The organism is Pseudoalteromonas luteoviolacea DSM 6061 (genome assembly GCF_001625655.1).
Classification (GTDB): domain Bacteria; phylum Pseudomonadota; class Gammaproteobacteria; order Enterobacterales; family Alteromonadaceae; genus Pseudoalteromonas; species Pseudoalteromonas luteoviolacea.
The window spans coordinates 15046-28878 of record NZ_AUYB01000114.1; the positions used below are offsets into that span (position 1 = coordinate 15046).

The 13833-nt window shown below is 42.5% G+C and carries 11 protein-coding genes; 8 read left to right on the forward strand and 3 right to left on the reverse strand.

Annotation, left to right across the window (positions count from 1 at the left end; translation table 11 throughout):
- Window positions 1-40: 40 nt before the first annotated feature.
- From N475_RS16095 to N475_RS16105, 3 genes are all read left to right on the forward strand, one after another.
- Complete coding sequence (locus N475_RS16095; RefSeq protein ID WP_063365589.1) at window positions 41-1006, forward strand: TauD/TfdA family dioxygenase; 966 nt, start codon at window positions 41-43, stop codon at window positions 1004-1006.
- A 357-nt stretch (window positions 1007-1363) separates the two neighbouring features.
- On the forward strand, window positions 1364-2392 hold the full coding sequence (locus N475_RS16100; protein WP_081216054.1) for a cytochrome-c peroxidase: 1029 nt from the start codon (window positions 1364-1366) through the stop codon (window positions 2390-2392).
- Window positions 2389-4749 carry a hybrid sensor histidine kinase/response regulator gene (locus N475_RS16105; RefSeq protein ID WP_063365590.1) on the forward strand — a complete coding sequence of 787 codons (2361 nt, stop codon included), beginning with the start codon at window positions 2389-2391 and terminating at the stop codon, window positions 4747-4749. Before N475_RS16100 ends, N475_RS16105 begins: the two co-directional genes overlap by 4 nt.
- Window positions 4750-4846: 97 nt before the next feature.
- Here N475_RS16105 and N475_RS16110 read toward each other — a convergent pair whose 3' ends face one another.
- Together N475_RS16110 and N475_RS16115 are read right to left on the reverse strand one after the other, a co-directional pair.
- On the reverse strand, window positions 4847-5722 hold the full coding sequence (locus tag N475_RS16110) for an SDR family oxidoreductase (protein WP_063358785.1): 876 nt from the start codon (window positions 5720-5722) through the stop codon (window positions 4847-4849).
- A 46-nt stretch (window positions 5723-5768) separates the two neighbouring features.
- A complete protein-coding gene (locus tag N475_RS16115; RefSeq protein WP_081216055.1) occupies window positions 5769-6611 on the reverse strand; it encodes a type 1 glutamine amidotransferase domain-containing protein in 843 nt (280 codons plus the stop codon).
- A 115-nt stretch (window positions 6612-6726) separates the two neighbouring features.
- On the opposite strand from N475_RS16115, the gene N475_RS16120 reads away from it, so the two are divergent.
- Entirely contained in the window at window positions 6727-7635 is a 909-nt protein-coding gene (locus tag N475_RS16120) for a LysR family transcriptional regulator (protein ID WP_063365591.1), read from the forward strand.
- Between the two features lie 96 nt (window positions 7636-7731).
- The gene (locus tag N475_RS16125; protein ID WP_063358787.1) at window positions 7732-8286 is read left to right on the forward strand and encodes a hypothetical protein; all 555 of its coding nucleotides are present in this window, start codon (window positions 7732-7734) and stop codon (window positions 8284-8286) included.
- On the opposite strand, the gene N475_RS16130 is transcribed toward N475_RS16125, so the two are convergent.
- The gene (locus N475_RS16130; RefSeq protein ID WP_196765632.1) at window positions 8287-9192 is read right to left on the reverse strand and encodes a LysR family transcriptional regulator; all 906 of its coding nucleotides are present in this window, start codon (window positions 9190-9192) and stop codon (window positions 8287-8289) included.
- 95 nt (window positions 9193-9287) lie between these two features.
- On the opposite strand from N475_RS16130, the gene N475_RS16135 reads away from it, so the two are divergent.
- From N475_RS16135 to N475_RS16145, 3 genes are all read left to right on the forward strand, one after another.
- Window positions 9288-9812: an SRPBCC family protein gene (locus N475_RS16135; RefSeq protein WP_063358788.1), complete on the forward strand. Its 525-nt coding sequence runs from the start codon at window positions 9288-9290 to the stop codon at window positions 9810-9812.
- Window positions 9813-10103: 291 nt separating this feature from the next.
- On the forward strand, window positions 10104-12527 hold the full coding sequence (locus tag N475_RS16140; RefSeq protein WP_063365592.1) for an ATP-binding protein: 2424 nt from the start codon (window positions 10104-10106) through the stop codon (window positions 12525-12527).
- Window positions 12528-12685: 158 nt separating this feature from the next.
- Window positions 12686-13828, forward strand: coding sequence for an RNA polymerase sigma factor (locus tag N475_RS16145; protein ID WP_063365593.1), 1143 nt, complete (start codon window positions 12686-12688; stop codon window positions 13826-13828).
- The last annotated feature ends 5 nt before the right edge of the window (window positions 13829-13833 follow it).

Below are 13833 nucleotides of genomic sequence, written 5' to 3' on the forward strand. Positions count from 1 at the left end.
GTTTCGTCTGGCTCTGTTACATTCATAAAGGAGTAGAACTATGGATATTAGTGATTTTAAGGTAAGTGATTTAGTAAATGTTTGCGACCAGCCACTGTTACTTGATGTTAGTGAGAGTAAGCCAAAAGCACTTAATTGGATCGAAGAAAATAAAGAAAATATTAACCGTTTAATAAGTGAAAATGGTGCATTGCTAATTCGCGGTTTAAAAATTCACGGTTCAACACAGTTTGGGAATATTTTAGAAAAAGTTTTTGGAGGGAAGCTTTTAGAATACTCTTATCGTTCTACACCACGAACTGAAATGCGTGGTAATGTGTTTACAGCAACAGAGTATCCAGAGCATGAAATTATCCCTCAACACAATGAAAATGCCTATTCGAGAAGTTGGCCTAATCGTATTGGCTTCCTTTGTTTGATTCCACCTGAAACGGGCGGCCAAACACCTATCAGTGACAGTCGGCTAATTTATGATCGCTTACCTGCAGATGTGAGAGAAAAGTTTGAAAAAACAGGCGTTATGTATGTGCGTAATTACTCTCACCTAGATTTACCTTGGCAAGAGGTGTTTCAGACGGAGAACAAGGAAGATGTCGAGCGCTTTTGCGCTGACAATGGTCTGAAGTTCAAATGGTTTGAAAATGGCAACTTACGTACTGAGCAAATTAACCCGGCAGTACAATATCACCCAGAAACAAAAGAAAAGCTGTGGTTTAATCAGGCTCACCTGTTTAATGTACACTCTCTTGCTGAAGATATGCGTGAAACCTTGATATCTACTCTTGGTGAAGACGGTGTTCCTAGACACACTTTTTATGGCGACGGTACGGAAATTGAACCTGAAGTAATCAAACTTATTAACGATTTATATGAGTCAACAAAAATACGTTTTGATTGGCAAAAGGGTGATCTATTGCTACTTGATAATATGCTGTTCACGCATGGCAGAGAAAGCTTTACGGGCACTAGGAAAGTAATAACAGGTATGGCTTGCCCTAACACTTAATTAAAGCTTTTGAATAAGCAGTTATTAAATCAGGCTGCGGTATGTTGCTATGCCGCAGCTTTTAATGTGTTAAATTTTAGCTGGTAGCGGTTTTTGATTTCATTTTTTATACGCTGATAAAAGTTAAAGTGAAGTGGTGTTTTAGTCTTTCTTATTGGGGGAGTTTAACTTCTAGAGGTACCCGTGCCGACATGGTGTTCGATTAGTGATTTGCCGAACTAGTAATGTGAATCTATGTTTTCCATATTTCCTATTCTGGAAATGAGTATACAAATTAAACAAGCACTTGGAACTGTTATGTCTATACTTGTTTGTATCTAATCCCAAAAGACATGTGAGTTCAGCAAGGATGTATAAATGAGTACAAGATATGTGCTGATGATCACCGTTTTGCTGATATGTATAAGCCTCGTTCTTGTGGTGCAGTTTCATTCTGTCGAGGAAAAATATCGCTGGAAGCAAAACACGCAAAGAAGTGTGATCAAGATGCGCTTTTTAGAGCGTGCGGTGGATGCTCCCATTCAACCATTACCCAAGGTAATGGAGTACGACTTAGCGTGGGCAAAATTAGGCAAAGCATTGTTTAAGAGCCCACTTTTGTCAGCCGATAACTCAACTTCCTGTGCTTCTTGCCATGATTTATACAATGGCGGAGATGATGGTTTTCCGGTTTCAGTGGGGATCAAACAGCAACTAGGAGAACGCAACTCACCAACAGTTATAAATGCTGTATTCAACTTTCGACAGTTTTGGGATGGCCGCAGTTCTGATTTAATTGAACAGACACCACAACCAATCCATAACCCTCTAGAAATGGGCACAAATTGGGGGCAAATTATAGATAAGCTAAGTTCGCAACCAGGTTTTGTGAGCAGTTTTAATGCGCTTTCTGATGAAGGGATCACTGCGCAAAATATTATCAAGGCGATTGTGGCTTTCGAAGAGTCCCTAGTGTCAGAAAATACTCCCATTGATGCATTTTTGTTGGGAGACAAAAATGCACTTAGCCCACAGCAGCAGCGGGGATACGAAAAATTTGTCAGCTTTGGTTGTGTGACTTGCCATCAAGGCCGCAACATCGGGGGGAACCTCTATCAAAAAATTGGCCGTTTAGACAGAGTGCCAGTGAGTTTACAAGACGATTTAGGCAGGTATGAACTGACCCAAAATGAGCAAGATAAGTTTGTATTTAAGGTGCCTAGTTTGAGAAATGTTGCACAAACTGCGCCTTACTTTCATAACGGCTCTGTGGATGAGTTAGCCGATGCCATTCGCATTATGGCACAGGGCCAATTGGGGTTAGAGCTTAATGATGAAGATGTCGCAGATATTGAGGCGCTTTTACATGCTTTTTCTGGTGAATTACCGAGGTCTTTGACAGAGTGAAATATCTAATCGAAGCAATATTGCTAGGGTTGATATGGTTTTTTGGCTTTGGGGCCATTGAGTCATATCACTTGCTCGATCGGCACCAACATGAGCTGGAATTAAAAAGCCGCCTCAACTTGGTGGCAACGGAGCTATCACTTGAAACGCTGTCTGCGATGGATAGCAATATTTACCATTTTGACCGTCATGCGCAAAAGCAACTGGAATTTGAACGCTACCTCCAAGAGTTAGATTTAAATGACTTATTGAGCCAAGACGTGGCCACAGAGTTAGATAAGTTTCAGGTGACTATCGACACATACATGCAACTGGCTTCAATGCTAAAAACTTCCTACAGATACATCACGAAACAAGAATTAGAAAGAGGGGAATATGCGCCGCAATCGCAGAACATTATCGGTGAAGTGGTATCGCTAGTTTCAAATCTGATGGTGACTAACTCTATCCCTGTCATTGAACATGTAAGAGCAAAACTTGAAGCAATTTTGCCAACGCTTGAGCAACTTGAAGAAGCTGAGCCTAGATTCAGGATAATGCGACTGCATGTCGAGTTTGTACTAGAAAACGCGTTGCAGGCTTCGAACTTATTAGTGCCCATTCAACAAAGTGAGATTTCTCGTGTCATTTTAAAAGATAACCAGTTACTGGCTGAAAATATCAAGGGCACGTACTGGTCGATGATGCGCTCTATTATGCTGCTATTAGCTGTGGTCTTTTTGTTGGTGATCACAGCCTTGGCTCGTTTAATGATAGATTTGAAAAGAGCGAATCAGTTGGCTAATCAAGCAGCCGAAACTAAGTCGCTATTTGTGTCTAATATGTCTCACGAAATTCGTACCCCAATGAACGGGATTTTGGGGCTTACGGATATTCTCCTCAATACTGAGCTTTCTGCAATTCAGCGCAACTACCTAGAAAAGGTGAGGTTTTCGGCCAATGCGTTAACGACTATCATCAATGATATTTTAGACTTTTCCAAGATTGAATCTAAAAAACTGCACATTGAACATGTGCCTTTTCAGTTTGATGATCTGCTTGATAATTTACGCTCTTTGATTACTCCGATAGCCAATACAAAGGGGATCAAACTGATATTTGACTTAGACCCTAAGCTCCATGATAAGTATGTGGGAGACCCTGTTCGGATCAACCAGATAATGTTGAATTTTGCATCCAATGCCGTGAAGTTCACTGAAGAGGGGACTGTCACCTTGACCGTACGAAAGAAGGTTAAAGAGTTGGATAATGAATGGGTTGAGATATCTATTATTGATACTGGCATAGGTATCGAGCAAGACAAGGTGGCGCTGTTATTTGAGCGCTTTACCCAAGCTGAGTCATCCACAACACGAAAATATGGTGGAACTGGGCTAGGGCTGACGATTTGTAAGCTATTAACCGAATTGATGCATGGTGAGATACATGTAGAGAGTACTATTGGGCAAGGTTCTTTATTCAGGGTGACATTACCTTTAGAGACCGTAAAAGAGACGCAATCTGAAGAGTTAACACCAATGAGTGGGTCGATGTTAATTGTTGAAGATGACCCAATTTACCTAGAGGTGAGTACCAATATTGCCTGTTCTTTGGGGCTAGAAGTGACGGGGGCTGCCAGTGGAAGCGAAGCCCAAGTACGTTTGTCGGATTCGCAATTTGATATCTTATTATTAGACTGGGTGCTGCCCGATTTTGAGGCCAATGAGCTTCTCAAAAAACTCGAAAGCCTCAATTTGCTGCCAAAGAGGGTAGTGATTTATACCGCACACACTGAGGAGTTTATCAAAACAGATTTAATCTACCCAATTTTGTACAAGCCACTCTTAAAAAGAGACTTAATTGATGTGTTAACTCGGCCCTTAGAAGTGGTACATCAGTCGGTTGACAAAGGGGAGATAGCACATCAGCACCGTGCAGGTACGCCATCGTCACAAGCCAATGGTGTGGCATCTTCTGATATTTTACAAGGCTCTCAGCTTAAGGTGTTACTGGTTGAAGACAATGAGATCAATCGAATTGTGGCGTTAAAGCTATTAGGCCGGATTAATGGGCTGGAGGTCGAGGTTGCCATGAATGGTCAAGAAGCTGTGGATATGATCAACAGCTGCGACGGGGCGTACGATATGGTATTTATGGATATTCAAATGCCGGTTATGGATGGAGTTGAGGCGACCAAAGAGATTAGAAAAACCTACGGTTCAGAAGTGCTTACTATCATTGCGCTAACAGCAAATGTGATGCAATCAGAAATTGATAAATATTTTGCAATTGGCATGAATGGGCACCTTGGCAAGCCATTTAAAATGAGTGAATTGGAAGATGTGTTTAAGCAACATGCCGATCTGGCAGATCAGTAATCTGGGGATTGAACTAAAAAAGCAGCCACATTAAACGTTACGTCGTCATTAGTAAGGGCATAATGTAGCTACTTTAAATCTTCATTTACTTTTTTAGTTAGCGCTGCTTAAGTTCAAGCATTTCTTTCATTCCGTACAGACCATATATATGCTGCATCGCTTCTTCAGTAGCTTGATTGACAGACTCAATGATTGGGTTTAATCCTGTACCATCTACCGTGGTTCTGAATGGTCGCTCATTAGGTGTAGTTTGCAGTAAGTTCAATACTGCATCCGCGACCATTTGCGGGCTAGGTGCGTCGTCTGCATCGTGCCCTTGCTCGGTACCAGCCCACATTTGTTCTGGTGCATCTGCGAATTCACCATAGCTTTGAGTCGCTTGCGTATCGCTTGACCTTAATAAGTTTGCACCAAAATCAGTGCCAAACCCGCCAGGTTGAACAATGAGAGATTGAATGCCGAATTGGGACAACTCGACTCTGTAGTTTTCAGCTAAGCCTTCAACTGCATGTTTGGTCGCGTTATATGAGCCAAGAAATGGTAAAACGAACTTTCCGAGAATACTCGACACCTGAATTAATGTACCACTGCCGCGTTGTTTCATATGCGGCAATAGCGCCCGAGTCATTCTTTGTACACCAAAAACATTGATATCAAATACACGCTTAAAGTCGTCTATATTAAAGCTCTCTTGCCAGCCTAGTGTGCCCACACCAGCATTATTAATTAAGATGTCAATTTTGCCAGTTTGAGCGAGTGCCAATTCAACACCAGCAGCTACACTTTGCTCATCAGTGACATCGATATCGATGATCTTAATACCCTTGGCATTTAGCTCACTAGCAATAGAAGCGTTGCGACCTTCAGGGTCGCGCATAGTACCAATGACTTGGTAGCCTGCGTTAACTAAGGTATTGGCGATTAGGTAGCCAAAGCCACTGTTTGAACCGGTTACTAAAACAGTTTGTGTCATGATTTACTCCAAAAAATTGTATGATTAACGTGTCAATGCAGTTGGTTTAGTCCAGCTTACTTATTAGCGCTTTGGCGACACCGACTGAAGATTTGTTGTTTTGGCCTGTGATTAATTCTTGGTCTATGACAATATGTGGCTGCCAATCTTGTTCACCGCGAGAATATTTACCGCCCGCTTTGGTTAGTGCATTTTGAGGCCAGTAGAAGAGTTCATCACCACCTAAGTAATATTGAGTCGCAACAGTTTCTTCAGAATTACTAAAAGTCGTCATCTTGTAGCCATCATATACCCAACCTGCGGCAGCTTTTGCTTTACCGTCGGACTTCATTTGCTGTTCGAACTGTTTGGCATTGGGTAAAGCAGACAGCAATGCAACAGGCCCATGACAAACCAATCCGGTTGGCTTTTGTTCAGCGTTGAAATGGCGTAAAAACCCGCCTAGTTGTTCATTTGAAACTAAATCGCCCAGTGGTGCATGGCCACCAGGAACAAACACTGCATCAAATTTCTCCACGCCAATTTGTTCAATTCGAGAGAAGCTTACAACTGGACTATGAGTTTTGTCGTCAATCATTAGCTGATTAAATAGCGCTTTGTGTGCGTTGTAATTTGCTCGGCTTACATCTAAAAAATGATCAGGGGTATCTGAAACTGGGTCCAATCTTGGCGCCATGCCTTTGGGCGAAGCGAATGTCAGTGTGTGCCCTGCTTCTAGGAATAATTTTACTGGTTCCATGAGTTCGTTTAGATACACGCCAGTGTGATAATTAGTCCCATTCTTTAAGGTCATTTGAGCTGTGTCCGACATCACAATTAATATTTCATCAGCGAAAGTCAGCGGGCTGATTGTGAGTGCCGCAGCTGCTAACAGTTGTTTCATTTTCATAAAGGTTTCCTAATATTCTGTGTTTTTCGAGATGTGGTCAGAATAAGGAAATGAGCTTCATTAATGAAATTAATAGCTGTAATATTGTTATTAGTATTATTAATGGTTGGTGGTGATGAGTAACATTTCAGATGTCGAATTGAATCAATTAAGGTTACTGCAAATTATCTTTGAGACTAAAAACCTAACGCGAGCCGGAGAGAGGGCGGGCTTGACGCAATCTGCGGTGAGTCATGCATTAAAAAAGCTACGCCATAGCTTTAATGATTCTTTGGTTATTCGACAGGGAAACCAATTGGTCCTAACCCCAAGGGCTGAGGCCCTTAAACCTCAACTAGCGCGTTGGCTAAATGATTTTGAAAAGCATATTTTGCATCAAGAGCAATTTGATTCGGCGACTTCATCCCGCGTTTTTTATATTGCAACCAGCGATCTCGTAGAGCAGATGCTAGCTGGGCCATTATTGACACACTTAGGTCGTATTGCCCCAAATGTTCGAGTGGTGTTTACCAAATTGGACAAACGCGGCTTTGCTAGTCAGATAGAAAGTGGCGAAGTTGATTTTTCAATCAGTGTCATGGAGTCAAACCACCCTAGTCTGATGGTTAAAACGTTATACCGAGATGAATTTGTTTCTATTGTTCGACATGGCCACCCGCTTTTACAATCGTCGGATAAGGTGCAAGCGTTTTGTAATTTCCCACATGTTTTAGCGGGTACCGGTAAAGATACTAGAGGAATGGTAGATGATGCTTTGGCGGAAGTTGGTTTATCTCGCACAGTTCAATACAAAGTTGCGAACTTTTCGAGTGCGCCTTATATCGTTGAAGACAGTGATGCGATATTCACTGCACCACGCAAATTTATTCACGCCATTGCCACTCGATTTAACGTAACGGAAATTACAACGCCCTGTGCAATCAGTGGGTATGCAATGAAAATATATTGGAACATCAGAAACAAAGATGACCAAGCGATTAACTGGCTGCGGGCACAAATTGTCGAAGTTACTAAAGCCCACTAAAGGCGCCAGTCCTTTTGTTTGGTTACTAGGCGCAATTTTCTTTCTAGGTGTAACTTGGTTGATTATTATCATTAAAAATTAAATAGGGAATGTAAAATGCGCACCATTTCAATATGTAGTTTATTGCTTCTTGCAGGTTGTTCGAGTCACCTATCACAGCACAAATTTGATGAAGATAATTGGCGCTATGCCACAGATCCACACGGCAGTCAGGTTATTTTAAGTGAACCATTGGTGCAAGGTGAACGGGTGAAGATCGCGTTTGATAGAGTCCCGAGGGTAGATAAGGCAAACAACTCTTGGGTGGAGCTGATTTACGATATACCCGCTGGTGACTTAACTGGAATATCGAGCATAGAGTTAACTTATCAAAGTGACAAGCCTTTGGTAATCAAGCTTTCGCAAAAAGAATATGGTGGGGAAGGAGACAAGAGCTACGCCCACTATCAAGTTGTGTTACCAGTGGCTTTAAACCCAACTTCGAAAAGCGTAGAGCTGGCAAACTTCAATCGCCCAAGTTGGACACCAACTTGGTCGAAGGATCAAGGGGTTATTAAAACTTCAGTTTCTGCGCTGTATTTTGTACCAGACTTGACCGACAAAGCTGGCGGTCAAGCACAGATGACGATTCATAAGCTGGTTTTGCACTAGTTAATTTTGTCCTAATAACAGTGCTTTTTGCTCCGTAAATAAGTCCACTAATTGCGTTTTGAAGGCGCGGATCCGGGCAACTTCTCTTGAGTCATGGTGGGATAGCATCCATATATCAAAAGCGATGTCAGGTGTACATTTTGGTACTCTGATTAACCCTGCTGTTTTATCACCGATGAAGCAAGGCAAGCGGGCAATGCCCATGCCTGATTTGGCCGCTTCCACTTGCATTGCTGAGTGGTTTAAGCGGCACACAGTTCCTAGGTGTGCAAAAGGTGACGATTTAATCCAGTCCGGATAGCGTCCCAGCTCTCCCCAGCCGATAAGCTTTGCCGTACTTTGTTCCGACCAAGGATCGTGCGCGGTTAAATAGGTTTTAGTTGCGTAATAGCATGTGGCTATTTTACCTACCATACGACCAATTAGAGGCTCTGGTGGCATCATATTAGTTGGCAAAATACGCAGTGCAATATCAACTTCTCGGTCATTTAAATCGATGACTTGGCTGGAAAGTATCACTTCAATGTCAATATCTGGATAAGTTTGGCTAAATGTGGTGATCATAGGCATCAGCAAGTGGTTGGCAATCGCATCAGAGGTGGTTACGCGAATGGCTCCACTGAGTTGTGCATCTAACCCCTGAATTAGGTTACAAGCTGCGCCAATGGAAGATTCGACTTGCTCAGCAAAATGCACTAAGGTTTCCCCTTGCTCTGTCAATTTAAACCCTGACACGCCCCGTTGAAATAATTTTGTACCTAAGCTTGTCTCTAACTGATCGATACGCCGTGTAACGGTAGAGTGGCTTGCTCCTAACAATTGAGCAGTCGCACGGGCGCTGCCGCTTCTAACCATGGCTAAAAAGTAATGAAGATCCTGCCAATTAATGTTCGATTTTTGCAACATGATGTTCCAATAATATCTGTATCGTAACGTTTTTAGTCCGCATATAGTTACACCAGATATTAATTATGGCAACCAAATAAACGGTGGACTCCTACATGAACGTACACAACAAACTGACAATCAATTCACCTGTCGAGCAGGTCTGGAAAATCATTGCAGAAGACTTTGCTAATGCTTACAAATGGATGAGTGGTGTGGTACACAGCTACGAAATAAATCATGGGTTAAAAGGTGAAACCCCAGTAGCAGGACGCGTTTGTAACCTAGAGAGTCACGAAAATCCCTTTCATGCTGTCGAGAACATACTGAGATACGATGAAGCTGAGCATACCTTGGTTTTTGAAGTAATCCCAGTCAAAGAACGTGGACCAAAACTGCCAATCGTGAAAAACAAAGTGACCATTAAACTCACGCAAGCTAAAGACGGGAGCACGCAAATCCATTGGCATAGTCATGTCACACTAAAGCTTGTAGGTAAGTTGCTTTATCCCGTTTTGAAACTAGGTCTATATAAGGCGTTTTCGAATATTTTGCAGGACTTAAAGGTTTTTGTAGAAACTGGCTATCCAAGCAAGCGTAAAATCAGCTCAGACAAAAAGCTTCTTAATGCGGCTGTGTGAGGCTGATTAAAAGGGTTAGTTACGTCCATGGCTAGGTAGAGTCTGACTAATGCACACTCAAGACTAAGTACATCTCACAACTTAGGGTTGAAAATTCACAGTTTTTGACAATGATTAAAAGACTGAGTACTCGCCTAAGTAACAAGCTATGCTGTTCAGGTATGCGTGATTTTTGATTGCACAATGCCTGGCATTGGAAGACAAGTCATTGCTTTTTGCTGTTAAGTTGTTGAGGGTTGTGATTGATGTTTTGCCTGTGCTTTTTGTTATGCAGAAAATAGTTGGGCGATAATGAGTATAAAGTATCGTCCGACGCCATGGTTTTTGCCTGCAGTCTCTGCATTTCTCGTGCTGGCTATTTTGCTCTATTTTAGTGTTCGAGAGCAGTCTAAATTGATAGACAAAGAACTATACGAAATTAAAGAGCAGCGTGCTTGGCAAGCTAGCTTTATTGCTGAACAAATTGAGCAGCGACTTCGTTCTGCATCGGCTTCTTCTAATCGCTTGGCCAAGACTCTGCAAACACAGTTAGCGCAACATAAGCATAATGCTGCCCAGAGCTTGGCGAGCATCACCCAACCTTACCCTGACGGCTCTGTCCGAACACGTAAATCACTATTTAATGGAGTGCAGCAAGCAGGCGTTTACTTACCAGTTGGCGTGTCTTTGACACCTGAAAAGTCCCGCTACCTTATGGTCGCAAAAGAAACGGTTGAGGCGTTTGGCCAAGGCGCGCTGTCGAGCCCATTTTCTGATACTTGGTTTATGAATGAAGATGGTGGCATCGTCATTTATTGGCCTCAGGAACCAGATTTTGTTTTTAAGGCACAACAAGGGTTTAGCTACTTAGGCAGTCAGTGGCTGATCCCTGATGCGTCACCTACTACTTATTGGACGCCCTTAATCAAGGACCCAATACCTGATCTCTGGATGTTGTCTGCGGTAACGCCCATTTATGTAGAAGGGGCTTGGCGTGGTTCTGTGGGTCACGATATTACATTACAAAGCCTGCTTGATAATGCCAAACTGCTAAAAGGGGAGCAACAAAGCGAGTTTATTTTGCTTAATGACAAAAACTATATTGTCGCCTCTGATATTGATGGCTTGCTTGAAGAAAACAGCGATCGAAACTTAGAAACCCAGTTGATGGTGAGTGACTGGCTTGAGGCTTACCGGAGGCTGTGGTCACACAGTGAATCATATTTGGTCCATAAGCAGCGGCTTTACACTTTATCTACGATTGACTCACAAGGGTGGGTTTTTCTAACTTCAATGCCCCTTCAACCAGCCACAGACAAAATAGAAAGTGCATTTACGGCGTTACAAACAATGGCGTTTATTAGTATTGCAGCTGAAGTAACCATCTTAACCTTATTATTTGCATACTTTCATCGACGCAATAAAGCGTATGTAAAGCACCTTAAAGATGCGTCACAGTCATTGTCAGAAGAAAAGCTCCGTTATGAGACTCTGGTTGATAAGATCCCGTCGATTGTTTATCGCTGCAAAAATGACAAGTACTGGACAATGCTCTATCTCAACGGCGCAGTGGAATTTGCCACAGGCTATCAGGCGGAAGATTTTATAAATAATAAGTCTTTGGCATTTGCTGACATAATTTATCCAGACGATCAGGGGATGGTTTGGCAGGTAATCCAAGAGGCTTTAGCCGCGAGTGGGCGTTTTAAGGTGGTATATCGTGTCATTCACCAAAATGGCCAATTGCGTTGGATGATTGAGCGGGGTGGATATAGTGACAATCAATTGCATATTGAAGGCGTCATTACAGATATTACTGAGCTAAAAGAAGCTGAGCAGAAACTTAAACTTTCGAACATGACGCTAGATGAGAAGGTCGCTTTAAAAACGGCTGAGTTACAAAGTGCAAATCAAGAGTTGACAGAAAAAACCGACAAATTACAAGACTCTTTGCAGACATTAAAACAGACTCAACATGAATTGATTGAAGCTGAAAAGATGGTATCAATGACCAGTATGGTGGTAGGCATGGCCCATGAAATTAATACGCCGCTAGGCAACATTACCACGGCGGAGACCACGATTTCTTCCAAAGTCGAACAGCTTTTACATGCCATAGAACACGATCAACTTAAGAAGTCTGAGTTGTTAAGCGGTCTAGAGGTTATTCAGTTGAGTTTAGAATCTAACGATGCGAGTTTGAAAAAATTGCTCAGTTTGAGTGAGCGTTTCCAAGGATTGCACTATAGCCACGACGTGAAACTGGAAAGGGGGTCATTTCAATTGGCACCGCTATCGCAGAAAATTGTTGAAAAGTTTGCTGCGACTTTAGGGAGAAAAAATATTCAGCTGGATATGAATGTAGAAGAAGGGGTGTGTTTAACTGGGTCGATAGAAGCCATCGACGAAATACTCACAAAATTGATTGAGAATTCGTTAAAACATGGCTTTTCATCACATGACAGTGGCCATATTTGGTTAGATGCATACGCAGATATAGACTTACAATCGATTATAATGACTTACCGAGATAATGGCAGCGGTATTGCACCGAGTATCGAAGAGAATATTTTTATTCCGTTTGCGTCACAAACATTAAACCAAGGCGGTGGAGGACTGGGATTAAGTCGAGTTTATAACATTATAAAAACGGAATTTGACGGTAAAATTGAATTGCAAACGACTGCTGAGCAACCTGGTGCGTGCTTTGTGATTACATTACCATTAGCGCAATAGGTTCATATTTCCGACCGTCTGTTTTTCTTTTTCTCACTTTTTATTGTCACAGTTTCTTCAGTCATCGGGACTATGTAGGTAACCTATTAAAAAAGGATATGTATGATTATGTTAGTTTCGGTATATCAGTCCCAACTATTGGTTGGCAAGGAGGTCGCATGAGCAATGTGGATACGCAACTAGAGCAATTGGTCCAACTGGCTAAAAAAGGAGATGAGCAGGCATTTACACAACTTGTTGAAAGACTGTCGAATATTGTTAGCAGTGTTGCCTTAGCCATAACCAAAGATGTGTCTCATAGTGAGGATGTGACTCAAAAGGTTTTTATTAAGGTTTGGCAAAAGCTCAGTGAGCTAAAAAACAATGCCAGCATCTTACCTTGGATACGTCAATTGACACGTTTCACAGCACTTAATCACCTAAGAGATATGGGCAACGGCTGCACTGATACTATTTCGGCAGAACAAGCTGAGATGCTATTAGCAAAATTGGCAGATAAGGGGGCACATCAAGATCGTTTGCTCATTCAGCAACAGCAAAATGCGGTACTGAATCATTTATTGGAAGCGCTACCTGATGAAAGTCGTGAAGTGGTGGTGCTGTATTACCGGGAAGAGCAAAACTCGCGTTTAGTCAGTGAATTGCTAGGGATCAGTGAGTCACTAGTAAGGAAGCGTCTGCAGCGAGTTCGCTCCTTGCTCAAAGAAAAGATACTTGATCAGTATGGACAAGTGATACTGGCAAGTGCACCGGTAGGGCTTTCTTCAGCGGTTGTTGCATTGAGTATCACAGCCTCCCCTGTGGCGGCTGCTTCCACAGGTGCTTTATTGGCTGGTGGACAGAGTCATTGGGCTGGTAAGCTACTGGCTATCATGGGCGGCGCTGTATTCGGCGGCGCCGCAGCCTTGCTTGCAAACAACTACAGCGCGAAGCGTGCACTGTCTTTTTTTGACGACGCAGAAGTGATTAAGCGGTTAAATAGAGAGCGCGTGATGACCAATATATGGATTGTGCTCAGTGTGATTTTGATGAGTATGGCCTACATCTACACCTCAGGCTGGCTGATGCCTGTTTTGAGTTTTGTTTTCTTGCTTGTAGGTGTCACCCGTTTCGTATTTAGTATGGCCATGGCAAACCGACAGCGCCTACTCAAAGAGGCAGAGTATGATGAACACGCTTATCGACGCCTTGCTACGCAGCAAAGAAATGGCTTGCTCGGCTTAGGTTTAGGGGTGGTAGGAGGTGCCTCCGGCTTGGTGGTTGGACTGATACAAAGTGGTCGTTTTACTCAACTTTTGTAGTGCTA

Excerpts from the sequence above, each read along its gene's own strand:
- N475_RS16095 (WP_063365589.1), top strand. The coding sequence starts at position 41 with ATGGATATTAGTGATTTTAAGGTAAGTGATTTAGTAAATGTTTGCGAC.
- N475_RS16130 (WP_196765632.1), bottom strand. The coding sequence starts at position 9,192 with ATGTTGCAAAAATCGAACATTAATTGGCAGGATCTTCATTACTTTTTA.
- N475_RS16110 (WP_063358785.1), bottom strand. The coding sequence starts at position 5,722 with ATGACACAAACTGTTTTAGTAACCGGTTCAAACAGTGGCTTTGGCTAC.
- N475_RS16135 (WP_063358788.1), top strand. The coding sequence starts at position 9,288 with ATGAACGTACACAACAAACTGACAATCAATTCACCTGTCGAGCAGGTC.
- N475_RS16100 (WP_081216054.1), top strand. The coding sequence starts at position 1,364 with ATGAGTACAAGATATGTGCTGATGATCACCGTTTTGCTGATATGTATA.
- N475_RS16120 (WP_063365591.1), top strand. The coding sequence starts at position 6,727 with ATGAGTAACATTTCAGATGTCGAATTGAATCAATTAAGGTTACTGCAA.
- N475_RS16125 (WP_063358787.1), top strand. The coding sequence starts at position 7,732 with ATGCGCACCATTTCAATATGTAGTTTATTGCTTCTTGCAGGTTGTTCG.
- N475_RS16140 (WP_063365592.1), top strand. The coding sequence starts at position 10,104 with ATGAGTATAAAGTATCGTCCGACGCCATGGTTTTTGCCTGCAGTCTCT.
- N475_RS16145 (WP_063365593.1), top strand. The coding sequence starts at position 12,686 with ATGAGCAATGTGGATACGCAACTAGAGCAATTGGTCCAACTGGCTAAA.
- N475_RS16115 (WP_081216055.1), bottom strand. The coding sequence starts at position 6,611 with ATGAAAATGAAACAACTGTTAGCAGCTGCGGCACTCACAATCAGCCCG.